Below are 21,960 nucleotides of genomic sequence, written 5' to 3'. Positions count from 1 at the left end.
GGTTCCAGTTCCTTAGACCGCGGCGGTGGCCGGGGGAGCGGCCGGGTCCGTGGGGGCCGGCGCGGGGATGGTGGTCTTCAGGTCCTCGTCCGCGACGGCGGCGACGGAACCGGCCGGCGGCGGGGTGACGGCGGCCATCGCGGTGGTCACGACACCCGCGCTCTCGGCCTCGACCTCGTTGACGTTGGTGTGGTCGACCACCTCGCGGCGGGAGACCAGCCAGATGCCGATGCAGGAGGCCACCAGGAAGGCGGCGACGACGTAGACGCCCCAGGCGCCCTGGCGGGCGACGAACTCGGCTCCCGCGGCGACCAGGGCCGCGGCCGGCAGGGTCAGGCCCCAGGCGACGAACATCCGGGTGGCGGTCGACCAGCGGACGACACCGCCCTTGCGGCCCATGCCCGCGCCCATGACGGCGCCGGAGACGGAGTGCGTGGTCGAGAGGGAGAAGCCGAGGTGCGAGGAGGCCAGGATGACCGTGGCCGCGCTGGTCTGGGCGGCGAAGCCCTGCTGCGGCTGGAGGTCCGTGAGGCCCTTGCCCATGGTGCGGATGATGCGCCAGCCGCCGAGGTACGTGCCGAGCGCGATCGCGGTGCCGGCGGAGACGATGACCCAGACCGGCGGGTTGGCGCCGGAGGGGAGGGAGCCGCCGGCGACCAGGGCCAGGGTGATGATGCCCATCGTCTTCTGGGCGTCGTTGGTGCCGTGGGCGAGGGAGACGAGACCGGCGGAGGCGATCTGGCCGACGCGGTAGCCCTTGGCGGTGTGCTTCTCGTCGGTCTTGGCGCCGATCCGGTACGTCAGCTTCGTGGCCAGCATCGCGGCGATGCCCGCGACGATGGGCGCGGCGACGGCCGGGATGAGCACCTTGGTGACGACGACCTCGCCGTTGACGCCGCTGATGCCGATCGAGGCGACGGTGGCGCCGATGAGGCCGCCCATCAGGGCGTGCGAGGAGCTGGACGGGAGTCCGACCAGCCAGGTCACCAGGTTCCAGAGGATCGCGCCGACGAGTGCGGCGAGGATGACTTCGGGCTGGATGCCTTCTTCGTTGACGAGTCCCTTGGAGATCGTCTTGGCGACCTCCACGGACAGGAACGCGCCGACGAGGTTCAGCACGGCGGACATGGCCACCGCCGTCTTGGGCTTGAGAGCACCGGTCGAGATGGTCGTGGCCATCGCGTTGGCGGTGTCGTGGAAACCGTTCGTGAAATCGAACACGAGAGCTGTCACGACCACAATGGCGAGCAGCAGCGTGATGTGTTCCATTTACCCAGGCAATCGTTTGACGTCAGTGGCTCGTCGAACGTAGGCAACCTGGGTGAACGGAAGGTGAACTGGGGCGGGCGGCGTGGTGTCCCTATCCGGTGTCAAGAGGTTCCGCTTGTGGTCCCGGAGTGAGAGCTGTCCACGATGCGGTCAGCGGGGAACCACGGGTAATCCCGGTCCCCACGGGGCACATACGGCCTGCCCCGGTTCCTCCCCGGCCGACCGGTTCCGCTCCCTGGACGGGGCCATCCGACCGGGGGACCCCTCGAACGAGACCCATGTCACTCCCCGGGGTGACCCTTCCGGTTCGGCGGTGCCGTGGCCGGGTCCGGGCCCGTCCGGGTCCGTCCGGTGGCAGCCCCACCCCGTCCTGCCGAGACTGGGACCGTGCGCCCGGCTACAGCGACGGCAGCGGCCGTCACCACCCTGATCGGTGTCGGCGCGGCCGCGATCGCGGCCGGCCGGTACGCCAGCGACGTCGCCCTCAAGGCGCCGTCCGGACGACCACTGCCCGGAGACCCCCGGCTCACCGTGCACGCCACGGGACCCGAGCGGATCACCCTCACCCGCAGCCTCGCCTCGCTGCGCCCCGGCACGTACGGGATGGAGGCCCCCGGACTGCACGCCGTCCTCGGCCCCGTCCTCGACCGGGTCCCGCACACCGCCGACACCGTCGTCCGCCGCCTGGAGCGGGTCGAGCTCGGCGTCCTCGGGCCCGGCGCCCGGGTCCGGCTCACCCCCCAGCTGCACATCGGCACCCCGATCAGCGCCCTCGGGCTCGCCCACGAGGACGTCGAGATCCCCGGCGAACTCGGCCCCCTGCCCGCCTGGCTCGTGGCGGGCCACCGCACCACCTGGGTGATCGCCCTGCACGGCCTCGGCACCACCCGCGAGCACCCGCTGAACCTCGTCCCCTTCTTCCACCGCCGCAAGATCCCCGTCCTCGTCCCCGCCTACCGCGGCGACGAAGGAGCCCCCGCCTCCCCGGACGGCCTCGCCCACCTCGGCGACTCCGAGTGGCGGGACGTCGACGCCGCCATCCGCTACGCCGTCCGCCGCGGCGCCCGCAAGGTCGTCCTGCACGGCTGGGGGACCGGCGCCTCGATGGCCCTGCGCGCCGCCGCCGAATCGGGCGTGCGCGACCGGATCGCCGGCCTCGTCCTCGACTCACCGGTCCTCGACTGGGCGGCCACCTTCCGCAACCTCGCGGCGGCCCGCCACGTCCCCGGCGTCCTGCTGCCGCTCGCCGTCCGCGCCGCCCAGGGCAGGACCGCCCCGCGCGAGGACCTCCTCCAGGAGGCCTCGGAGCCGGACGCCCTGCGCGTCCCCGTCCTCCTCTTCCACGGCCCCGACGACACGATCGCCCCCTGGGAACCCTCCGTCGAACTCGCCGCCCGCCGTCCCGACCGGGTCAGCCTGCAGACCGTGCGGCAGGCCCCGCACGCCGCGATGTGGAACGCCGACCCCCTCCGCTACGAGGAGTCCATGCGCCGCTTCCTCACCCCGCTGTTCTGAGGCCCTCCGGCCGGTCGCCGCGGGCCCTTCCGGGCCCTGATCCGACGGGGCGTCCGATTCCGATTGGGCTTTCGGGCCGTCAGCGGGAAGACTGCCCCCGTGACGTCTCGAAAGCCCGATGAACCATTGGCGCGCAACTCCAGACTCCGACTCGTCCGCCCGCGGGCGCTGGCCACCGCCCGACGGGCCGTGACGACCCGGCGCACCCGGCCGGCGCCGCGGCCGCCCGAGGGCACTCCGCCCCGCGCGGAACTGGCCCGCCAGGCCCGGCACGTCCTCGCCGACGCCGTACGGATCGCCCGCTGGGCCGCCGTCGAGCACGGCGCCGACACGGCACCCCGCACCGGCCGCGCCCAGGAACGGGCGGCGGCCGCACTGGACCTGACGCCCGGCCAGGTCCGGGCCGGCTGGGACCGCGCCCGGCTCGCCGGACTCGTCGAACTGCACGGCGACACCGCCCGCCCCGGCTGGCGGCTGCATGCCTGGGACCGCGACGACTCCGCCGTCCTGCGCGGCTGGGTCGCCCTCTTCGACGCCTGGTCCCTGGTGCACCCGGCCCCCGAGGGGGTCGCGACGAGCGCCGTCGCCGAGGTCGTCGAGGCCGTCCCGCAGGTGCTCTCGCTGCTCCAGCTCTCCCAGGGCCCGGTCCTCGTCCCCGTCCTCCTCGACCTCCTCGGCCAGCGCGTCGAGGAGCTCCGCGAGGAGCGCTGCGAGGTCCCCGCGGCCGAGCCGGCGCCCGAGGCCGCGGACGCCCCCGCCGGCCCCGCCGCCGACGGGCTGCCCGCCCTCCTCGACTGGGCCCTCGACGGTCTGGCCGCCGTCGGCGCGCTCACCCTGGACCCCGGCACCGACGGGCGTCACGCCACCCTGACCCCGCTCGGCAACTGGGCGGTCTGGGTCAAGCTGGAGCAGATCTGCGTCGCCGCGCAGAGCCCCGCGGGCAACATCGAGCAGTCCGCCGAGGACATGCTCCGCGGCTGCGCCCGGCTCACCCCGGGACCGGCCCGCGACGAGTACCGCGCCTGGCTCGCCGCCCGCACCCTGTCCAGCGCCGTCGGCGAACTCCTCGCCGTCGCCCGCGGCGAGGACGCCCTCCTGCGCGGGCTCGCCTTCGAGGCGCTCCGCGTCGTCGGCGCGCCCGCCGAGGCCGAGGTGCGGGCCACCGTCGCCGAGCCCTCGCTCCGCCCGTACGCGCTGCTCTGGCTCGCCGAGTACGAGGGGGCCGACCCCGACGACGCCCAGGAGGTGCTGACCCGCGAGGAGTCGACCTGGCTCTGGGTCGACACCGCGGCCGCCGTCGCCGACCACGGGGAGAGCGAGCTGCTCGTCCGCCACCTCGACTCGGCCGTGCAGGGCACCGTCCCGGCGCTGCTCGACGAGGTCCGCGCCGTCGGCCATCCCCGTACGGTCCAGGTCCTGGTCGCCCTGGCCGCCGCCCACCCGGACCCGGCCCTGGCCAAGGCGGTCCGCCGGGCCGCCTTCCAGGTCCACACCGGGGGAGCCTGACCTTCTCCGCAGGGCCTACCCGGCCCCGCCGGGGGCGTACGTGCCGAAGCTCCACACGTTGCCCTCGGCGTCCCGGGCCGTGTAGTCCCGGGAGCCGTACTCCTGGTCCGTCGGCGGCATCACGACCTCGATGCCGTACGCCACCGCCCGCGCGTGGTGCTCGTCGACGTCGTCCACGCGCACGTACACCGCGGTCGGTCCGCCGTCGGCCATCAGCTTGTCGAAGGCGCTGCCGCTGCCCTTGCTGCCCAGCATCACCATGCCGTTCCCGCAGGTGAGCTCGGCGTGCACGACACGGCCGTCCTCGCCCTCGTACACGGCGTGCTCGCCGAAACCGAAGCCCTCCGTGAGCTGCCTGATCGCGGCCTTCGCGTCCGCGTACCGCAGCGCCGGACAGATGTCGGGTGTCCCAGCCATCCCGATCACTTCCTCTCGATGTGACCCGGATCTCAGTCTGGCAGCCGCCACCGACAACTCAGCGGAAGGTGTTGCAGCGGGCCATGTCGCCCGTCCGGTAGCCCTCGTAGAACCACTGCCGGCGCTGCGCCGCCGAGCCGTGCGTCCAGTTCTCCGGCGTCACCCGGCCCTGGAACCTCTCCTGGATCCGGTCGTCGCCCACGGCCGCCGCCGCGTCGAGCCCGTCCCGGATGTCTTCGTCGGTGAGCCGGGTCAGCAGCAGCCGGCCGGTCTTCTCGTCCGGGGTGGTCGTCGCGTGCCGGGCCCAGACCCCGGCGTAGCAGTCGGCCTGGAGCTCGACCCGCACGGCGTTGGAGTTCGCGCCGGTCCGCCCGTCCTGGGCGCGGCTCAGGGTGCCCATCAGGTTCTGGACGTGGTGGCCGTACTCGTGCGCCACGACGTACGCCTGGGCGAAGGGGCCGCCGCTCGACCCGAACTTGGTCCGCAGCTCGTCGAAGAAGCCCAGGTCCAGATAGACCTGCCGGTCGCCGGGGCAGTAGAAGGGGCCGACCGCCGAGCTCGCCGAGCCGCACGCGGTGCCGACCCGCCGGCTGAACATCACGGTGGCGGCGCTCCCGTAGGTGCCGCCCCGCCGCGGGTACTCGCTCCGCCAGTAGTCCTGGACGCTGTTGACGACGGCGACGATCCGGCAGTCCTGGCGCGTGTTGGCGTCCGAGCCCTTCCTGCAGCTCTGGTTCACCTGCGCCGCGGACGAGGAGGACGCGACCGGCTCGTCCCCGCCGGAGGAGAGCCCGAGCTGGTCGGGACCCACCCCGAAGAGCACGCCGAGGACCAGCGCGATGAGGCCGATGATGCCGCCGCCGACGGTCGCCCTGCCGCCCGGGATGCGGCTGTTCCGGACGTCCCGTACCTCCGAGGTGTCCAGATCGGCGTCGTCGTCGAACTGCACGGTCCACCACCCTCCGCGTCGCTTGCGCGGCCATGGCCGCCGCCCTGCGCCGAGTATCAGATGATCTCGAACCACCCGCCCCTTTTGAGCGGCATCAGCGGGAATGTGAGAAAAGTCCGGAAGCGTCCTCGTCCCCCGCATGGCCGAAAACCAGTTGCAGACGCCCGTTAGACTGGCCGCATGGCCATTCTCCTTCGGGTGCATTAGCGGCGTCGAAGCCCGCCACCAGCCGTCCTTCCGCCGTTTTCCCACCGCCCTGGAGTCTGTCCGTGATCACCGCTTCCGGAATCGAGCTGCGCGCAGGCGCCCGCATCCTCATCGAGTCCGCCTCCTTCCGCGTCGCCAAGGGTGACCGCATCGGTCTGGTCGGCCGCAACGGAGCGGGCAAGACCACCCTCACCAAGTGCCTCGCGGGCGAGGGTCAGCCGGCCGCCGGCACCATCGCCCGCTCCGGCGAGGTCGGCTACCTCCCGCAGGACCCGCGCACCGGCGACCTCGACGTCCTGGCCCGCGACCGCATCCTGTCCGCCCGCGGCCTCGACGTCCTCCTCAAGAAGATGCGGATGAACGAGGAGCGCATCGCCACCGGCTCCGGCGCCACCCGCGACAAGGCGCTGCGCCAGTACGAGCGCCAGGAGACCGAGTTCCTGACCAAGGGCGGGTACGCGGCCGAGGCCGAGGCCTCCACCATCGCCGCCGCCCTCGGCCTGCCCGACCGCGTCATGGGCCAGCCGCTGCACACCCTCTCCGGCGGTCAGCGCCGCCGCGTCGAGCTCGCCCGGATCCTCTTCTCGGACGCCGACACCCTGCTCCTCGACGAGCCCACCAACCACCTCGACGCCGACTCCATCGTCTGGCTGCGCGACTACCTGAAGACCTACCGCGGCGGCTTCATCGTCATCTCCCACGACGTCGACCTCGTCGAGACCGTGGTGAACAAGGTCTTCTACCTGGACGCCAACCGCTCCACGATCGACGTCTACAACATGGGCTGGAAGCTCTACCAGCAGCAGCGCGAGGCCGACGAGAAGCGCCGCAAGCGCGAGCGCCAGAACGCCGAGAAGAAGGCCGCCGCGCTCAACTCGCAGGCCGACAAGATGCGCGCCAAGGCGACCAAGACCGTCGCCGCGCAGAACATGGCCAAGCGCGCCGAGCGGCTGCTCTCCGGCCTGGAGGCCGTGCGCGCCTCCGACAAGGTCGCCAAGCTCCGCTTCCCGGAGCCGGCGCCCTGCGGCAGGACCCCGCTCACCGCCGAGGGGCTCTCCAAGTCCTACGGCTCGCTCGAGATCTTCACCGATGTGAGCCTCGCGATCGACAAGGGCTCGCGCGTCGTCATCCTCGGCCTCAACGGCGCGGGCAAGACGACCCTGCTGCGCCTGCTCGGCGGCGTCGAGCAGCCCGACACCGGCGAGGTCACCCCCGGCCACGGCCTGAAGCTCGGCTACTACGCCCAGGAGCACGAGACGCTCGACCCCGAGCGGACCGTCCTGGAGAACATGCGCTCGGCCGCGCCCGACCTCGACCTCGTCGACGTGCGCAAGACGCTCGGCTCCTTCCTCTTCTCCGGCGACGACGTCGACAAGCCGGCGGGCGTGCTCTCCGGCGGCGAGAAGACCCGGCTCGCGCTCGCGACCCTCGTCGTCTCCTCGGCGAACGTGCTGCTGCTCGACGAGCCCACCAACAACCTGGACCCGGCCAGCCGCGAGGAGATCCTCGGCGCGCTGCGCACGTACAAGGGCGCCGTCGTCCTCGTCACCCACGACGAGGGCGCCGTGGAGGCGCTCGACCCGGAGCGGATCATCCTGCTCCCGGACGGCGTCGAGGACCTGTGGGGCGCGGACTACGCGGACCTGGTGGCCCTCGCCTGACCCCCGGGGCGGCCCCCGGGCCGCCGGGTGATCATCTCGGGCTGGATCATTCGGCTCATGGGTGATCCTTCATCTGAGTGAGGGTCTCTGGTACACCCCGGCGCGGTGCTCTGCCGAATCCTTCCGGCAGACCCGCGTCGAACGTTTGTTCCTCATGCCCCGCTGACCTGGCGCTTCCCGTACCGGGCGGTCAGGAGGCGCCTCTTTCGTCGCGCGGAATCATTGCTTCCGTTCGTGATGACGGCGTACTCGTCCACAAACCCGGCGGCACGGACCTTGTCGAATGGGTGGCCAGGACGCACGGGAGGGGTGATCATGAGAAGTCCAGAGCGCACTTCCCATGAGGAGGCACGGGTGGCCGAGACTCTGAAGAAGGGCAGCCGGGTGACCGGCGCCGCGCGCGACAAGCTCGCGGCAGACCTGAAGAAGAAGTACGACTCCGGTGCGAGCATCCGGGCGCTGGCCGAGGAAACCGGCCGCTCCTACGGATTCGTCCACCGGATGCTGAGCGAGTCCGGAGTCACGCTGCGTGGACGCGGCGGAGCGACACGGGGCAAGAAGGCGGCCTCGGCCTGACATCGGGGCGGCTCGACCGGTCCACCGGGACCTCCCGGTGGGCACCCGGTCGGCCCTGCGGTCGGCCGGGTGGTTACTGTGCAGTCACTTAGCATCCCGTTATGCAGTGCTGCACCGGAACCGGAGGCGCCCCATGGCTACGCTCGACGACTCTGAGCTCGTATTCGACAAGGACGGTGTACGGCTCACCGTCGAGGACGCCGTTGCCACGGTGACCCTGACCAACCCGGCGAAGCGCAACGCCCAGTCTCCCGCTCTGTGGCGGGCGTTGACGGAAGCCGGCCGGTCGTTGCCCGGCAGCGTGCGGGTCGTCGTGCTGCGCGGCGAGGGCAAGTCCTTCTCCGCCGGACTCGACCGGCAGGCGTTCACGCCCGAGGGCTTCGACGGCGAGCCGTCCTTCCTCGACCTCGCGCGCGGTTCCGACGCGGACCTCGACGCGGTCATCGCCGAGTACCAGGAGGCGTTCACCTGGTGGCGCCGCAGCGACCTCGTGTCGATCGCGGCCGTCCAGGGCCACGCCATCGGCGCGGGCTTCCAGCTCGCCCTCGCCTGCGACCTGCGGGTCGTCGCCGAGGACGTGCAGTTCGCCATGCGCGAGACCAGCCTGGGCCTCGTCCCGGACCTGACCGGGACGCACCCCCTCGTCTCGCTCGTCGGCTACGCCCGCGCGCTGGAGATCTGCGCCACCGGCCGCTTCGTGCACGCGGAGGAGGCCGAGCGCATCGGTCTCGCCAACCTGTCCGTGCCCGCCGAGGAGCTCGACGCGGCCGTACGGGACCTCAGTGCCGCCCTGCTCGCGGCGCCCCGCGACGCGGTCAACGAGACCAAGGCGCTGCTCCAGGGCGTCTCCGGCCGCTCCTACGAGGAGCAGCGCACCGCCGAACGCGCCGCCCAGGCCCGCCGCCTGCGCGACCTGGCGGGCCTGGGCGACTGACGACGCCCGGCCCCCGCGCGCCTATGGCTGACGCGGAGGCCCTGTCTCACGCGCGCGTACGGGCCCCGCGCATGAGCGCGTTCAGCGCAGTTCCGACACCAGCACCGTGACCGCGGGCGCCCCATCGGCGGCCGTGGTCGCGGCGCTTCGGGCGGCGCGCGCCACGTCCAGGGGCCGGTGGCCGGCCGTCACCGCCAGTTCCACCCGCACCTGGTCGGGGCCCCGGTGCACCGGCGGGCCCCACAGGTCCGTCACGCCCGCCACGCCCTCGACCCGCAGGACCGCGAGGGCCACCGGATCGTCCGTCGCCGGAGCGGGCCGCCCCGGCGGGGGAGCGGCCGGATCCGCCGCCGGCGGCTCCGTGTCGAGCAGCTCCGTCACCCGCAGGTCCACGGCCGTCACCCGCAGCCCGAGACCGTCGCGGGCCGCCCCGAGCAGGGCCGCCCGCAGCTCCTCGGCCAGCTCCGGCAGCGGACGGCCCGCGACCGCCCCGAAGTCCGCGGTGATCCGCAGCTCGCCCGGCGCGAGCCCGCCCGGCGGCACCGGAAGCGGACCGGCGCCCGTCTCCTCCTCGTCCGGGTCGGGCCCGATCCGCAGCCTGCCCGGCACCACCCCCCGTACCGCCGCGGCGGCCGGGGCGAGAACCCCCCGCGCGGCGCGCTCGGTGATCCACGCGCCGTCTCCGGCCTCCCCGAGCGGCAGCAGCCTGCCCGGCGCGAGGCGGTCCCGTACCGCAGTCGTCCAACCGTCACCCGTCGTCATTCCCCCAGCCTGCCGCATTCCCGGAGCGAATCGGGGCAAGCGCCCTTAATGTGGGCGAGGAACCCCGAAATATGACAGAAGGGGCTTGATGATGACGGACACCACTCAGACCGGAGACACCGCGACGGACGATCCGCGCGAGTCACGCCGCACCTCCGTGACCAAACGGGGCGGCGGCGCACCGGCTTCCCGGGGCCGGACGACGATCGCCGACGGGGTCGTCGAGAAGATCGCCGGTCTCGCGGCACGCGACGTCGACGGCGTCCACGCCATGGGCAGCGGGCTCTCCCGCACCTTCGGCGCCGTCCGCGACCGCGTCCCCGGCACCGGCGGCGGCAAGGCGAACGTCACCCGCGGGGTGAAGGCCGAGGTCGGCGAGGTGCAGACCGCGCTCGACCTGGAGATCGTCGTCGACTACGGCGTGTCCATCGCCGACGTCGCCGGCGACGTCCGGGAGAACGTCATCGCCGCCGTGGAGCGGATGACGGGCCTGGAAGTCGTCGAGGTCAACATCGCGGTCAGCGACGTGAAGCTGCCCGAGGACGAGGAAGAGGAGCCGGAGCCCAGGCTCCAGTAGTCGTCGGAACCCCGGCGACAGCGGCCAGGAAAGGGGCTCGGAATGAGCATGGCGGTGGTCGGCCTGGTGGCCGGCATGGCTCTCGGCTTCGCCGGATACTTCGGCGGCTTCGGAGCGTTCGTACTGGTCGCGGCCCTCGGGGCGATCGGTTTCGTGGCCGGCCGGTTCCTCGAAGGGGACCTCGAACCCGGCGATCTGTTCCGCGGCCGCGAACGCGGCGACCGGCGGCGGTGACGCGGAGTGGGGACGGATCTGGCAGACGACCCGGTACGGGACGGGGTGCGGCACCGGGGGGCGACCACCGTCGCCGACCGGGTCGTCGCGAAGGTCGCCGCCCAGGCGGCCAGGGAGGCGCTCGACGCCGTCCCCCGAGGGGGATCGAAGCCGCACGCCCAGGTGGTCGTCCACCGGGAGACCGCCCGCGTCTCGGTGAGCCTCGACCTCGACTACCCCTCCGACGTGGGCCGCCAGTGCGGCGCGGTCCGTAGCCGGGTACGCACGCGCGTGGAGCAGCTCGTCGGCCTGGAGGTCCACGAGGTGACCGTGCACGTCGAGCGCCTCCACTCCGCGCACACCCGCCACGCCACGCCGAGGGGTCGCCTCGCATGACCACACCCAGGGAACCCGCACCCCGCGAGGGCGCCGCCGACCCCGGCGCGCCCGATCCCGCGGCGCACGTCCGCCGTTTCTGGGCCGTCCGCCGCATCCCCGCAGCCCTGCTCGCGGCCGTCGTCCTCGGCGGTACCGGGCTGCTGCTCTACGACGTCGCGGCCGTCCGGGCCGACCGGTCCGCCATGGCCTGGCGGCGCGAACTCGCCGACGCCCTCGCGACCCGGCCGCTCGACGACGTGGCCATCGTCGCCGGCGCCGCCGTCGCCGTCCTGCTCGGCATCTGGCTCCTCGTCCTGGCCGCCACCCCCGGGCTGCGCGCCGTCCTCCCGATGCGCCGCGAACACACCGACGTCCGGGCCGGCCTCGACCGCGAGGCGGCCGCCCTCACCCTGCGGGACCGCGTCATGGAGGTCTCCGGGGTGCAGTCCGTCCGGGTCCGCGTCGGCCGCGCCAAGGTCGCCGTCCGCGCGGTGTCCCACTTCCGGGCCCTCGACGAGGTGCAGGCCGATGTGGAGACGGCGCTCGCCGGCGCCGTCGAGGAACTCGGCCTCGCCCGTCCGCCCGCCATGACGGTACGGGTGGCCCGGCCGCCCCGGAAGGAAGGGAAGCCCAAGTGACCGTGGTCCTCCGGCGCGTCAACCGCGTCCTGCTCGGGCTCGCCGGGCTGCTCCTCGTCGTCGTCGGCGGCGCCGTCCTCGCGGCCGCCCTCGACCTTTCCGTACCGTCCTGGTGGCCCTGGTCCGGCCCCGACGACGTGCTGCTCACCACCGCACAGCGGCAGCGCTGGCGGGACGAGGGCTGGTGGTGGCCGGTGGTCATCGCCGCCCTCGGGGTCATCGTCCTGCTCGCCCTGTGGTGGCTGCTCGCCCAGTTCCGCCGGGCCCGGCTCGCCGAGGTCCTCGTGGACACCGGCGACGGCGAGGAGGCGGTGCTGCGCGGCCGTGCCCTGGAGAGCGTCCTGGAGGCGGACGCGGCCGCGCAGGAGGGCGTGGCCCGGGCCAAGGTCGCCCTCACGGGCCGCCGTGCCGCCCCCAGGACCCGGATCCGGCTCCTCCTGGAGCCGCACGCCTCGCCGGGCGACGCCCTGACCGTCCTCAGCACCGAGGCCCTCGCCCACGCCCGTACGTCGACGGGCCTGCCGAAGCTGCCCACCGAGGCACGCCTGCGCGCGGTGAAGCACCGCGCCCGCCGGGTCGCCTGAGCGTCAGAACTCGGCGCGCGCCCCGCCGTCCACCGGCAGCATCAGGCCCGTCAGGTACGACGCGGCCGGCGAGAGCAGGAAGGCCGCCGTGCGCCCGAACTCCTCCGGGGTGCCGTAGCGGCGCAGCGGGATCGTGAGCTCGTTCGCCGCGCGGGCCGCGTCCGCGTCGCCCGAGAGCGCGTCCAGGGAGCGGACCCGGTCGGTGTCGATGCGGCTCGGCAGCAGGCCGATGACGCGGATCCCGCGCGGGCCCAGGTCGTTGGAGAGCGACTTGGCGAAGCCGGCGAGCCCGGGCCGCAGTCCGTTGGAGATGGTCAGGCCCGGGATCGGCTCGTGGACGGAGCCGGACAGGACGAAGCCGATGACGCCGCCCTCGGTGAGCGTCTCGGCGGCCGCGCGGGCCAGCCGTACCGCACCCAGGAAGACCGTGTCGAAGGCGGCCGCCCACTCCTCGTCCGTGTTGTCGGCCGCGAAGCCGGGCACCGGACCGCCGACGCTGATCAGGATGCCGTCGAAGCCGCCGAACCGGGCCCGCGCCTCGGCGATCAGCCGGGCCGGGGTCCCCGGGTCGGCGTTGTCGGCGGCGATCCCGGCCGCGCCGTCACCCAGCTCGGCCACCGCGTCGGCGACCGTCTTCTCCTCGCGCCCGGTGATCAGCACCTTCGCGCCCTCCGCGAGCAGCGCCTCGGCGGAGGCCCGGCCGAGCCCCCGCGTCGCGCCGGTCACCACGTACACACGGTCCTTCAGTCCCAGATCCATGGGCCCTATCCTGCCGTCTCCTCCACGGCGAGCGCCAAGGCGGTCCCGACGAGACCGATGTGGCTGAACGCCTGCGGGAAGTTGCCCAGCTGACGTCCCGCCACCGGGTCGTACTCCTCGGCCAGCAGCCCCACGTCGTTGGTGAGCGAGACGAGCCGCTCGAAGAGCTCGCGGGCCTCCTCGACGCGCCCGGTCAGCCGCAGCGCGTCCGCCAGCCAGAACGAGCAGACCAGGAAGGTGCCCTCCTGGCCCGGCAGCCCGTCCACGGCCGCTGCGCCGGTGCCGCCGGCGGGGCTGTACCGGCGCAGGAAGCCGCCGTGCATCAGCTCCTCCCGTACGGCGTCCACGGTGCCCACCACCCGGGGGTCGTCCGGCGGCAGGAAGCCGACCTGCGGGATGAGGAGGGTCGCGGCGTCCAGCTCGGCCGAGCCGTACGCCTGGGTGAAGGTGTTCCGCACCGGGTCGTACGCCCGCGTGCACACCTGGGCGTGGATCTCGTCCCGCATCGCCCGCCAGCGGGCCGCGTCCCCCGGCAGCGAGGGGTCGGCCTCCAGGGTGCGGACCGCGCGGTCGGCGGCGACCCAGGCCATCACCTTGGAGTGGGTGAAGTGGCGGCGCGGCCCGCGGACCTCCCACAGGCCCTCGTCGGGCTCCCGCCAGGTGGACTCCAGGAAGCCGAGCAGGCTCAGCTGGAGGTTCCAGGCGTGCCGCTCGGGAGGCATCCCGGCCTCACGCGCGCGGTGGAGGGAGTCCATGACCTCGCCGTACACGTCGAGCTGGAACTGGTCCACCGCCGCGTTCCCGGTCCGTACCGGCGCCGAGTCGGCGTAGCCGCGCAGCCACGGCAGGCTCGTCTCCGGCAGCCGGCGCTCCCCGGCGGGCCCGTACATGATCTGCAGGTCGGCGGGGTCGCCCGCGACCGAGCGCAGCAGCCAGTCCCGCCAGGCGGCCGCCTCCTCGTCGTACCCGGCGGCCAGCAGCGCGCCGAGGGTGAGCGAGGAGTCGCGCAGCCAGCAGGCGCGGTAGTCCCAGTTCCGCACGCCGCCGAGCTCCTCCGGCAGGGAGGTGGTGGGGGCGGCGACGATCCCGCCGGTGGGGGCGTACGTGAGCGCCTTGAGGGTGATCAGGGAGCGCAGCACCGCCTCCCGGTAGGGGCCCCGGTAGGTGCAGCGGGCGGTCCACTCGCGCCAGTCCTCCAGGCAGTGCTCCAGGGCCTTGAAGGGGTCGACGAGCTTGGGGCGCGGCTCGTGCGAGGGGTGCCAGGTGAGGACGAAGGCCACCTTCTCGCCGGCGGCGACGGTGAAGGAGGACTGGGTGGAGAACTGCTGGCCCCAGGTCTTCACGCGCGGCTCGCTGCGCAGCCAGACCGAGTCGGGGCCCGCGATCGCCACGCGGTGGTGGCCCTCCGCCTTGCGCACCCACGGCACGATCGAGCCGTAGTCGAAGCGCAGCCGCAGGACGGCGCTCATCTCGACGCTGCCGCTGACCCCCTCCACGATCCGCATCAGGTCGGGGGCCTTGTCCCGCTGGGGCATGAAGTCGACGACCTTGACGGTGCCGGTACGCGTCTCCCAGTAGGTCTCCAGGACCAGGGAGTCCTCCGCGTACCGGCGGTCGGTGCAGGTCTTCGCGCCGGTGGGGGCGATCCGCCAGTGGCCGTTGTTCTCGTCGCCGAGGATGGCGGCGAAGCAGGCGGCGGAGTCGAAGCGGGGCAGACACAGCCAGTCGACCGACCCGTCGCGGCCGATGAGCGCGGCGGTCTGCAGATCCCCGATGAGGGCGTAGTCGTCGATACGTTGCGTCACGCTTTGGGCTGTTCCCGGAAGCGGCGACGGTCAATCAGAGGGACGGAGTGGCCTACGCCTCGGCGGTCGCGGGTTCCGGGGACGCGGGGACGTCGGTAACGGCGTCCTGGGCCTCCCGGTCGCGCTTCTCCCGGCGGACCAGGATCACCCAGCCGACGGGCACCCCGGCGGTGAAGAGCCACCACTGGACGGCGTACGCCATGTGGGGGCCGATCGAGTCGTGGTCCGGCTCGGCGATCGTCTCGGGGGTGCCGCCGGCCGGCTCGGGCGCGGTCAGCTCCAGGTAGCCGCCGAGCACCTCCCGGCCGATGAGCTCGGCCTGCTGCCGGCTGCTGATGAGCATGACCTGGCGGTCCGGGAGGCCCTTGAGGTCCTTGATGCCGCTCGCGCCCGTCGTCTCGTCCGCCTTGAGCCGGCCGGTGACGGTCACCTCGCCCTTGGGGGCGGGCGGCACCGGCGGGAAGGAGTGCTGGTCGGCGGCGGCCGGGATCCAGCCCCGGTTGACCAGGACGGTCTTTCCGTCGCGGAGCACCAGCGGGGTCAGGACGTGCACGCCGACCCGGTCGTCGGAGGAGGTGCGGCGGCGGACGACCACCTCGTGGGCGGTGTCGAAGGTGCCGGTGGCGGTGACCGTCCGCCAGTAGTCGGCGCGCGGCACGGTGTGACCGGGGGAGGTGAGCTCCTCGACCGGCAGCGGCTTCGCCTTGAGGTTGTCCGCGATCAGGGCGTTCTGGGCGACCCGGCGCTCGTGCCGGTGGAACTGCCAGAAGCCCAGCTCGATCATCGTCGGGACGAGGACGAGGGCGACGAGGGTGAGGATCACCCACTGCCGGGACAACAGGAAGCGGTACACCCCACGACCGTACAGCGCGGGTCGCGGGGTGCTCGCACGGGGGGTTCGGGTCGGTTCGCCCGACCGCTCCGGAGCGTTTCCTCACACCCTGTCGACGATGCCCACCTTTCCCTCCGCGCGGGCGCAGTGGCCGCCGCAGTACCAGCTGCCCTCGACCTCGACGCCCTGTCCGATGATCTGGACCCGGCAGTGCTCGCAGATGGGCGCCATGCGGTGGATGGCGCAGGCGAAGCAGTCGAAGACGTGCACCGCGCCCTGCGCGTGCACCTCGAAGGACATGCCGTAATCGTTTCCGCAGACCTCACAACGTGCCATGCGCCACAGGGTGGAGCGCCCGGCGGGCGCGCGCAGCTCGGCGCGCCCGCAGGGCCGGGGGTGTCACCCGTCTGCCGGGGTCACGTCCCGCAGCAGCTGGGTGTAGGCGGCCTCGTCGACGACCGGGGTGCCGAAGGACTTCGCCTTCACCGTCTTGGAGGTGGCCGCGTCCGGGTCGTTGGTGACGAGCAGGCTGGTCAGGCGGGAGACGCTGGTGGCGACGTGGAGACCGGCCTCGACCGTGCGGTCCTCCAGGAGCTCGCGGTCGACGGAGGTGTCGCCGGAGAAGGCCACCCGCATGCCCTGCTTGAGCGGTTTGTCCGACTCGTACCGCCCGGGGTTGGGGTACGGGCACGGCGGCCGCTTCCGCGAGGGACGCCAGCTGCCCGCCCGGTAGGAGGACTGGTGGCCGATCCGCGGCTGTGTCGGCCCCGAGGCCCACTCGGTCAGCGGCCGGCACTCCAGGAGCGGCAGCCGTACGTTCCGCTCGGCCGCCGCGTGCAGGCTCGGCCGGAACGCCTCGGCGAGCACCCGCGCGTCGTCGAGCGCGTTGTGCGCGCGCTGCTGCACGACACCGAAGTGCGCCGCGAGCGACTCCAGCTTGTGGTTGGGCAGCGGCAGCGACAGCTCCTTGGCGAGCGCGATCGTGCACAGCCGCTGGCGCACCGGCGCGGCGGACTCCGCACGCGCGTACTCCCGGGCGATCATCTGCCAGTCGAACATCGCGTTGTGCGCGACGAGCACCCGGCCGTCGAGCCGGGCCGCGAACTCCGCCGCGATCTCCGGGAACAGCGGCGCGCCCTCGAGGACGTCGCTGGTCAGCCCGTGGATCCAGACCGGGCCGGGATCGCGCTCGGGATTGACGAGCGTGTACCAGTGGTCCTCGACGTTCCCCCGGGCGTCCAGCCGGTAGACGGCAGCCGACACTATCCGGTCGTCTCGGGCGAGTCCGGTGGTCTCCACGTCGACGACCGCGTACCCCTGCGGGTAGGCGGCCGGCCACATCGCTGCTGTCGTACGGTCGTCAAACACGGTCACTGAGAATACGGCCCGCGACCGACACTCCCGTCCCCGGCGTCCTCGATCCCCCTCGGGGCGTCGGCGAGCAGGCCGTCCACCAGGGCCCGTACGGAGTCGGCGAAGAGCCGCTCCGTGTCGATCGGCGCGGCCAGCGCGCGCGCGAGGGGCCCGTCGGCCTCGGCGTCCTCCCCGCGCCACAGCTCCTCCTCGGCAGGGGACTGGGCGGGGGCCCGCTCGCGGTTGCGCTCCACCAGGACGTAGCCCACGACCTGGAACTGCACGGCCCGCACGGCCCGGGCGGCCCGCGCCCCGCGCAGCCCCGCCGCGTGCGCCTCGTGGACCAGGGCGCGCTGGGCCGGCAGGAACATCCGCTCCGTCAGCCCCCGTTCGTGGACCATCGCCACCAGGTGCGGCCGCTCGCGCAGCGCGCTGCGCAGCGCCCGGGCCACCGAGACGATCCGCTCGGCCGGGGTCGCGCCCCGGGGCCGGATCGTGCCGAGGTCGGCGACCGTGCGGGCGACGAGCGCGTCGAGGAGGGACTCGCGGTTGCCGACGTGCCAGTAGATCGAGGTGACCGCGGTGCCGAGCTCGGCGGCGAGCCGGCGCATCGTGAGCGCGTCCGGACCGTGCTCCCTCACCAGGGCGGCCGCGGTGTCCAGGACCTCGTCGCGGGTCAGCGCGGAGCGTGTCATCGATTCCCCCAACTCCTCTGCGTGCAGACCTCTTTACCCTTCGGGGGCGGCGGTGTAACTGTGTTACAGGCCGACGATCCCGAAGGGTGGTACGTCATGGCACGAGTACGGTACGGGGCACGCAGCGACGCGGAGGCGGCGGCGGCCCGCGAGCGGTCCGCCAGGCTCCCCGACATCTGGTCCACCGGTGTGGTCGCCGTCTGGGAGACCGACCCGGACGTCGTGGCGGCGGTCCTGCCGCCCCCGCTGAAGCCCACCGCGCGCCCCCTGGTGCGCGCCAACATCAGCAAGGTCGACCTGCCCGGCTATCCGCTCGGCGCCGGCTCGGTGGCCGTCGCCGCCGCCCACGGCGACCGCGAGGGCTGGTACCCGCTGGTCATGCCGATGACCCACGAGCGGGCCCTGATCGGCGGGCGCGAGGTCTTCGGCGAGCCGAAGAAGCTGGGCGAGGTCACGGTCGAGCGCGAGGGGCTCGTCGTGCGCGCCGCCCTCGCCCGGCACGGCATCGCGTTCGTGGAGGTGCGCGGCGCGGTCTCCGAGACCCTGCCGCCGCCGGAGCCCGCCGAGAAGACCGACTTCTACTTCAAGTTCCTGCCGGGCGTGGAGGGCACCGGTTTCGACGCCGACCCCGTCCTCGTGCACTGCGTCCGCAACGAGAAGGTGCGGAAGCTGGAGCGGATCACCGGCGACGTGGTCCTGCGCGAGTCGATGTACGACCCGGTCGCCGACCTGCCGGTACGCCGGCTCGTCGAGATCACCATCGGCGAGAAGACCACCGACCAGAAGGGCACGGTCGCCGAGCGCGTCTCCGCCCGTGACCTGCTGCCCTTCGTCCACCAGCGGTACGACGACCCGCTCCAGATCCTCGACGGACCGCCGGAAGGAAGTGCCTGATGGAGCTGCGTGAGGGACAGGTCGCCGTCGTCACCGGCGCGGCGAGCGGCATCGGCCTCGCGATGGCCCGCCGCTTCGCCGCCGAGGGCCTCGCCGTCGTCCTCGGGGACGTCGAGCGGGCCGCCCTGGAGGAGGCCGCCGACGAGCTGATGGCGAGCGGGGCGCAGGTCCTCGCCCGGACGGTCGACGTCTCCGACCCCGACGAGGTACGGGCCTTCGCGGACGCGGCGTACGACACCTTCGGCGCCGTGCACGTCCTCTGCAACAACGCGGGCGTCGGCTCCGGCGCCGAGGGCCGCATGTGGGAGCACGAGCCCAACGACTGGAAGTGGGCCTTCTCCGTCAACGTCTGGGGCGTCTTCCACGGCATCCAGGCCTTCGTCCCGCGCATGCTCGCCGGCGGCGAACCCGGCCACGTCGTGAACACCTCCTCCGGCGACGGCGGCATCGCCCCGCTGCCCACCGCCTCCGTGTACGCGGTCACCAAGGCGGCCGTCGTCACCATGACCGAGTCGCTGTACGCGCACCTGAAGGCCGAGCACGCGCGCGTGGGCGCCTCCGTCCTCTTCCCGGGCCCGCACATGCTGCGCACCGGACTGTGGGAGTCGCACCGCAACCGGCCCGAGCGGTACGCCAAGCAGCGGCCGCGCAGGACCCCGTACCGCAGCCTCGACCAGTACGAGGCCGCGATGAAGGAGGCCGGCCACGAGGTGACCTTCACCCCGGTGGAGGACGTCGCCGAGCACGTCGTCGACGGCATCCGCGCCGACCGCTTCTGGATGCTGCCGGAGAGCGAGCACAGCGACCGCCAGATCAAGGCGCGCTCACGGTCCATGCTCGACCGCGCCAACCCGTCCTACCTGGAGAGCTTCATCCTCGACTGACCCGCCTGAGGGGGCTGCTGCACCATGAGCCATGAGGACCCGTATCTGATCATCTCCTCCGACTGTCACGCCGGGCTGCCCACCGAGGAGTACCGGCCCTATCTCGACCCCCGCTTCCACCGTGACTTCGACGAGTTCCTCGCCGGGCGCGAGGCCCGCCGCGAGGCCATGACCCGGCTCGGGGTGCGCAACGAGGCCTTCGCGGACAAGTGGTTCCGCGACAACGAGGAAGGCCTGCGCGGCGGCTGGGACCCCGCGCAGCGGATCAAGGAGCTCGACGGCGACGGGGTGGCCGCCGAGGTCGTCTTCCCCGACGCGGACGCCGTCGACAGCCAGACCGCCGCGCCCTTCGGCGTCGGCCTCGGGCTCTCCGGCGACCAGGACCCGGAGCTCGGCATGGCGGGCGCGAAGGCCCATAACCGCTGGCTCGCCGAGTTCGTCTCCGCCCACCCCGCCCGGCACTGCGGAGTCGCCCTCCTCCCGGTCACCGCCGACGTCCGCGAGGTCGTCGCCGAGATCCACCGGGCCAAGGAGTCCGGGCTCGGCGCGCTCATGATCCCTTCCATGTGGGTGGACAAGGCGCCCTATCACGACCGGCGTTACGACCCGGTGTGGGCGGCGGCCGCCGAGACCGGCATGCCGGTCGTCACCCACTCGGGGGCGGCGCCTCGCGAGGAGTACGGCGACCACCTGGGGATCTACGTCTCCGAGGTCACCTGGTGGCCGGCCAGGCCGCTGTGGTTCCTGCTCTGGTCGGGCGTCTTCGAGCGCCACCCGGGCCTGCGCTTCGGCGTCGCCGAGTCCGGCTGCTGGTGGCTGCCGAACCTGCTGTGGTTCATGGACCGGCTCTACCTGGGCGCGCACGGCGGCAAGAAGCTGTCCCCGTTCGCGGAGCTGAAGCGGCCGCCGAGCGAGTACCTGGACCGGCAGGTCTTCGTCTGCGCCACCAACACCAAGCGGCGCGAGCTCGCCCAGCGGTACGAGATCGGCGTCGACAACATCCTGTGGGGCTCGGACTTCCCGCACCCGGAGGGGACCTGGCCCGACACGCGCGCGTGGCTGCGGAAGACCTTCCACGACATCCCGGTCGAGGAGACCCGGCGGATGCTCGGTCTCGCCGCCGCGGAGGTCTTCGGATTCGACGTCCAGGCACTGGATCCGACGGCCCGTCGGATCGGCCCCACCCCCGCCGACCTCGGCCAGCCCGCCGACCAGGCCGCCGTGGAGGCCTCCTGGGCCCGCTCGCGCGAGGTCGGCCGCCACTGGCTCACCGACCACGACTTCCCGGTCATCGGAGCGCGCTGATGGACAGGTACACCGTCGTCTCCGCCGACTGCCACGCCGGCGCCGACCTCCTCGACTACAAGCCGTACCTGGAGAAGAAGCACCACGACGACTTCGACGCCTGGGCGGCCACCTACGTCAACCCGTACGAGGACCTCCTCGCCGACACCGCCGACCGCAACTGGAACTCGCAGCGCCGGCTCCGGGAGCTGGAGGCGGACGGCATCGTCGCCGAGGTCGTCTTCCCCAACACCATCCCGCCGTTCTTCCCCAAGGCCTCGCTCATGGCCCAGCCGCCCGGCCGCGCCGAGTACGAGCAGCGCTGGGCCGGGCTCCAGGCCCACAACCGCTGGCTGGCCGACTTCTGCGCGGACGCCCCGGGACGCAGGGCGGGCGTGGCGCAGATCCTCCTCAACGACGTGGACGCGGCGGTCGCGGAGATCCGCCGCGCCCGCCAGGCCGGGCTGACCGGCGGCATCCTGCTGCCCGGCGTCCCGCCCGGCTCGCCCGTGCCCGAGCTGTACTCGGAGGCGTACGACCCGATCTGGGCCGTCTGTGCCGAGCTCGACGTACCGGTCAACCACCACGGCGGCTCCGCGTCGCCGCCGCTCGGCGACGAACCGGCGGCCCGGGCGGTGTTCATGGTGGAGACCACCTGGTTCTCCCACCGTGCCCTGTGGCACCTGATCTTCGGCGGCGCGTTCCGGCGCCACCCGGGGCTCAAGCTGGTCCTCACCGAACAGGGCTCGGGCTGGATCCCGGGCGTCCTCCAGATGCTGGACTACTACCACGACCGCCTGGTCGCGGCGTCGACGAAGGCCTCGACCGCCGAGTCCAAGTTCGGCGCGGGTCTGGCGGAGTCCATGGGCAAGGGCCCCGGAGAGGTCTGGCGGGACAACTGCTTCGTCGGCGCGAGCTTCATGCGCCCCCACGAGGTGCCGCTGCGCGACCGGATCGGCCTCGACAAGATCATGTGGGGCAGCGACTACCCGCACGACGAGGGCACCACCCCGTACTCCCGCGAGGGCCTCCGCATCGCCTACGCGGGACTCCCGAGGGAGGAGGTCGCCGCCATGGTGGGCGGGAACGCCGCCCGCGTCTACGGCTTCGACCTCGCCCTCCTCGACCGCCTCGCCGCCGTCCACGGCCCGTCCGTCGAGGAGATCGCCCGCCCCCTGGAGAAGGTCCCCGAGGGGGCCACCAGCCCGGCCTTCGCCCCGGGCGGGTCGGTCCGCGTGTGGTGAGGCACCGGGTGCGACCCTCCTGGG

The 21,960-nt window shown here is 73.3% G+C and carries 24 protein-coding genes; 14 read left to right on the top strand and 10 right to left on the bottom strand.

Translation table 11 applies throughout. The annotated features are described in order from the left end of the window. Positions 1 to 12: 12 nt before the first annotated feature. Positions 13 to 1,269 carry an inorganic phosphate transporter gene (locus ABT041_RS21400; RefSeq protein WP_351186695.1) on the bottom strand — a complete coding sequence of 419 codons (1,257 nt, stop codon included), beginning with the start codon at positions 1,267 to 1,269 and terminating at the stop codon, positions 13 to 15. A 387-nt stretch (positions 1,270 to 1,656) separates the two neighbouring features. On the opposite strand from ABT041_RS21400, the gene ABT041_RS21395 reads away from it, so the two are divergent. Next, a complete protein-coding gene (locus tag ABT041_RS21395) occupies positions 1,657 to 2,784 on the top strand; it encodes an alpha/beta hydrolase (protein WP_351186693.1) in 1,128 nt (375 codons plus the stop codon). A 99-nt stretch (positions 2,785 to 2,883) separates the two neighbouring features. Next, positions 2,884 to 4,290: a hypothetical protein gene (locus ABT041_RS21390; protein WP_502976566.1), complete on the top strand. Its 1,407-nt coding sequence runs from the start codon at positions 2,884 to 2,886 to the stop codon at positions 4,288 to 4,290. A 15-nt stretch (positions 4,291 to 4,305) separates the two neighbouring features. Here ABT041_RS21390 and ABT041_RS21385 read toward each other — a convergent pair whose 3' ends face one another. Both ABT041_RS21385 and ypfJ read right to left on the bottom strand, forming a co-directional pair. Then, positions 4,306 to 4,707, bottom strand: a complete 402-nt coding sequence (locus ABT041_RS21385) for a VOC family protein (protein ID WP_351186691.1) — start codon at positions 4,705 to 4,707, stop codon at positions 4,306 to 4,308. Positions 4,708 to 4,765: 58 nt separating this feature from the next. Beyond that, on the bottom strand, positions 4,766 to 5,656 hold the full coding sequence (ypfJ, locus tag ABT041_RS21380) for a KPN_02809 family neutral zinc metallopeptidase (RefSeq protein WP_351186690.1): 891 nt from the start codon (positions 5,654 to 5,656) through the stop codon (positions 4,766 to 4,768). Between the two features lie 269 nt (positions 5,657 to 5,925). Between ypfJ and ABT041_RS21375 the strand changes: the two genes are divergently transcribed. The 3 genes from ABT041_RS21375 to ABT041_RS21365 all read left to right on the top strand — a co-directional run bounded on the left by ABT041_RS21375 (position 5,926) and on the right by ABT041_RS21365 (position 9,034). Further along, the gene (locus ABT041_RS21375) at positions 5,926 to 7,524 is read left to right on the top strand and encodes an ABC-F family ATP-binding cassette domain-containing protein (protein WP_351186688.1); all 1,599 of its coding nucleotides are present in this window, start codon (positions 5,926 to 5,928) and stop codon (positions 7,522 to 7,524) included. Between the two features lie 354 nt (positions 7,525 to 7,878). Next, on the top strand, positions 7,879 to 8,100 hold the full coding sequence (locus ABT041_RS21370; protein WP_006123601.1) for a helix-turn-helix domain-containing protein: 222 nt from the start codon (positions 7,879 to 7,881) through the stop codon (positions 8,098 to 8,100). Positions 8,101 to 8,233: 133 nt separating this feature from the next. Then, positions 8,234 to 9,034, top strand: a complete 801-nt coding sequence (locus tag ABT041_RS21365; protein WP_351186686.1) for an enoyl-CoA hydratase/isomerase family protein — start codon at positions 8,234 to 8,236, stop codon at positions 9,032 to 9,034. Positions 9,035 to 9,115: 81 nt separating this feature from the next. Here the strand turns inward: ABT041_RS21365 and ABT041_RS21360 are convergent, their stop codons facing one another. After that, on the bottom strand, positions 9,116 to 9,796 hold the full coding sequence (locus tag ABT041_RS21360) for a hypothetical protein (RefSeq protein WP_351186684.1): 681 nt from the start codon (positions 9,794 to 9,796) through the stop codon (positions 9,116 to 9,118). 91 nt (positions 9,797 to 9,887) lie between these two features. Here ABT041_RS21360 and ABT041_RS21355 point away from each other — a divergent pair, with 91 nt between their 5' ends. Genes ABT041_RS21355 through amaP form a run of 5 tightly spaced genes read left to right on the top strand, consistent with a single transcriptional unit; the run spans position 9,888 to position 12,186 of the window. Continuing rightward, positions 9,888 to 10,373: an Asp23/Gls24 family envelope stress response protein gene (locus ABT041_RS21355; protein WP_351186682.1), complete on the top strand. Its 486-nt coding sequence runs from the start codon at positions 9,888 to 9,890 to the stop codon at positions 10,371 to 10,373. Between the two features lie 42 nt (positions 10,374 to 10,415). After that, positions 10,416 to 10,607, top strand: a complete 192-nt coding sequence (locus ABT041_RS21350) for a hypothetical protein (RefSeq protein ID WP_041128582.1) — start codon at positions 10,416 to 10,418, stop codon at positions 10,605 to 10,607. Between the two features lie 6 nt (positions 10,608 to 10,613). Beyond that, positions 10,614 to 10,982, top strand: coding sequence for an Asp23/Gls24 family envelope stress response protein (locus ABT041_RS21345; protein ID WP_351186680.1), 369 nt, complete (start codon positions 10,614 to 10,616; stop codon positions 10,980 to 10,982). Further along, on the top strand, positions 10,979 to 11,602 hold the full coding sequence (locus ABT041_RS21340) for a DUF6286 domain-containing protein (protein ID WP_351186678.1): 624 nt from the start codon (positions 10,979 to 10,981) through the stop codon (positions 11,600 to 11,602). Before ABT041_RS21345 ends, ABT041_RS21340 begins: the two co-directional genes overlap by 4 nt. After that, on the top strand, positions 11,599 to 12,186 hold the full coding sequence (amaP, locus tag ABT041_RS21335) for an alkaline shock response membrane anchor protein AmaP (RefSeq protein ID WP_351186676.1): 588 nt from the start codon (positions 11,599 to 11,601) through the stop codon (positions 12,184 to 12,186). The genes ABT041_RS21340 and amaP overlap by 4 nt, the downstream gene beginning before the upstream one ends. A gap of 3 nt (positions 12,187 to 12,189) precedes the next feature. On the opposite strand, the gene ABT041_RS21330 is transcribed toward amaP, so the two are convergent. From ABT041_RS21330 to ABT041_RS21305, 6 genes are all read right to left on the bottom strand, one after another. Next, on the bottom strand, positions 12,190 to 12,945 hold the full coding sequence (locus ABT041_RS21330; RefSeq protein ID WP_351186674.1) for an SDR family oxidoreductase: 756 nt from the start codon (positions 12,943 to 12,945) through the stop codon (positions 12,190 to 12,192). 5 nt (positions 12,946 to 12,950) lie between these two features. Continuing rightward, positions 12,951 to 14,750 (bottom strand): glycoside hydrolase family 15 protein, encoded by a 1,800-nt coding sequence (locus ABT041_RS21325; RefSeq protein WP_351186672.1) that lies wholly within the window; start codon positions 14,748 to 14,750, stop codon positions 12,951 to 12,953. A gap of 52 nt (positions 14,751 to 14,802) precedes the next feature. Next, positions 14,803 to 15,603, bottom strand: a complete 801-nt coding sequence (locus ABT041_RS21320) for an SURF1 family cytochrome oxidase biogenesis protein (RefSeq protein ID WP_351186670.1) — start codon at positions 15,601 to 15,603, stop codon at positions 14,803 to 14,805. A gap of 81 nt (positions 15,604 to 15,684) precedes the next feature. Next, the gene (locus ABT041_RS21315) at positions 15,685 to 15,918 is read right to left on the bottom strand and encodes a metallothionein (RefSeq protein ID WP_030691654.1); all 234 of its coding nucleotides are present in this window, start codon (positions 15,916 to 15,918) and stop codon (positions 15,685 to 15,687) included. A 63-nt stretch (positions 15,919 to 15,981) separates the two neighbouring features. Continuing rightward, positions 15,982 to 16,956: a DEDDh family exonuclease gene (locus ABT041_RS21310; protein ID WP_351186668.1), complete on the bottom strand. Its 975-nt coding sequence runs from the start codon at positions 16,954 to 16,956 to the stop codon at positions 15,982 to 15,984. After that, positions 16,953 to 17,630: a TetR/AcrR family transcriptional regulator gene (locus ABT041_RS21305; RefSeq protein ID WP_351186666.1), complete on the bottom strand. Its 678-nt coding sequence runs from the start codon at positions 17,628 to 17,630 to the stop codon at positions 16,953 to 16,955. Before ABT041_RS21305 ends, ABT041_RS21310 begins: the two co-directional genes overlap by 4 nt. Before the next feature lie 96 nt (positions 17,631 to 17,726). Between ABT041_RS21305 and ABT041_RS21300 the strand changes: the two genes are divergently transcribed. The 4 genes from ABT041_RS21300 to ABT041_RS21285 are packed head-to-tail and all read left to right on the top strand — an operon-like array spanning position 17,727 to position 21,936. Further along, a complete protein-coding gene (locus tag ABT041_RS21300; RefSeq protein WP_351186664.1) occupies positions 17,727 to 18,524 on the top strand; it encodes an acetoacetate decarboxylase family protein in 798 nt (265 codons plus the stop codon). Then, entirely contained in the window at positions 18,524 to 19,408 is an 885-nt protein-coding gene (locus tag ABT041_RS21295; protein WP_351186662.1) for an SDR family NAD(P)-dependent oxidoreductase, read from the top strand. The genes ABT041_RS21300 and ABT041_RS21295 overlap by 1 nt, the downstream gene beginning before the upstream one ends. A gap of 24 nt (positions 19,409 to 19,432) precedes the next feature. Continuing rightward, positions 19,433 to 20,713 carry an amidohydrolase family protein gene (locus ABT041_RS21290; RefSeq protein ID WP_351186660.1) on the top strand — a complete coding sequence of 427 codons (1,281 nt, stop codon included), beginning with the start codon at positions 19,433 to 19,435 and terminating at the stop codon, positions 20,711 to 20,713. After that, complete coding sequence (locus ABT041_RS21285) at positions 20,713 to 21,936, top strand: amidohydrolase family protein (protein ID WP_351186658.1); 1,224 nt, start codon at positions 20,713 to 20,715, stop codon at positions 21,934 to 21,936. The genes ABT041_RS21290 and ABT041_RS21285 overlap by 1 nt, the downstream gene beginning before the upstream one ends. Positions 21,937 to 21,960: the final 24 nt, after the last annotated feature.

Origin of the sequence: Streptomyces sp. NPDC002825 (assembly GCF_040295385.1) — a bacterium.
Lineage (GTDB): Bacteria > Actinomycetota > Actinomycetes > Streptomycetales > Streptomycetaceae > Streptomyces.
This window is presented reverse-complemented; position numbering and strand designations above follow the sequence as displayed.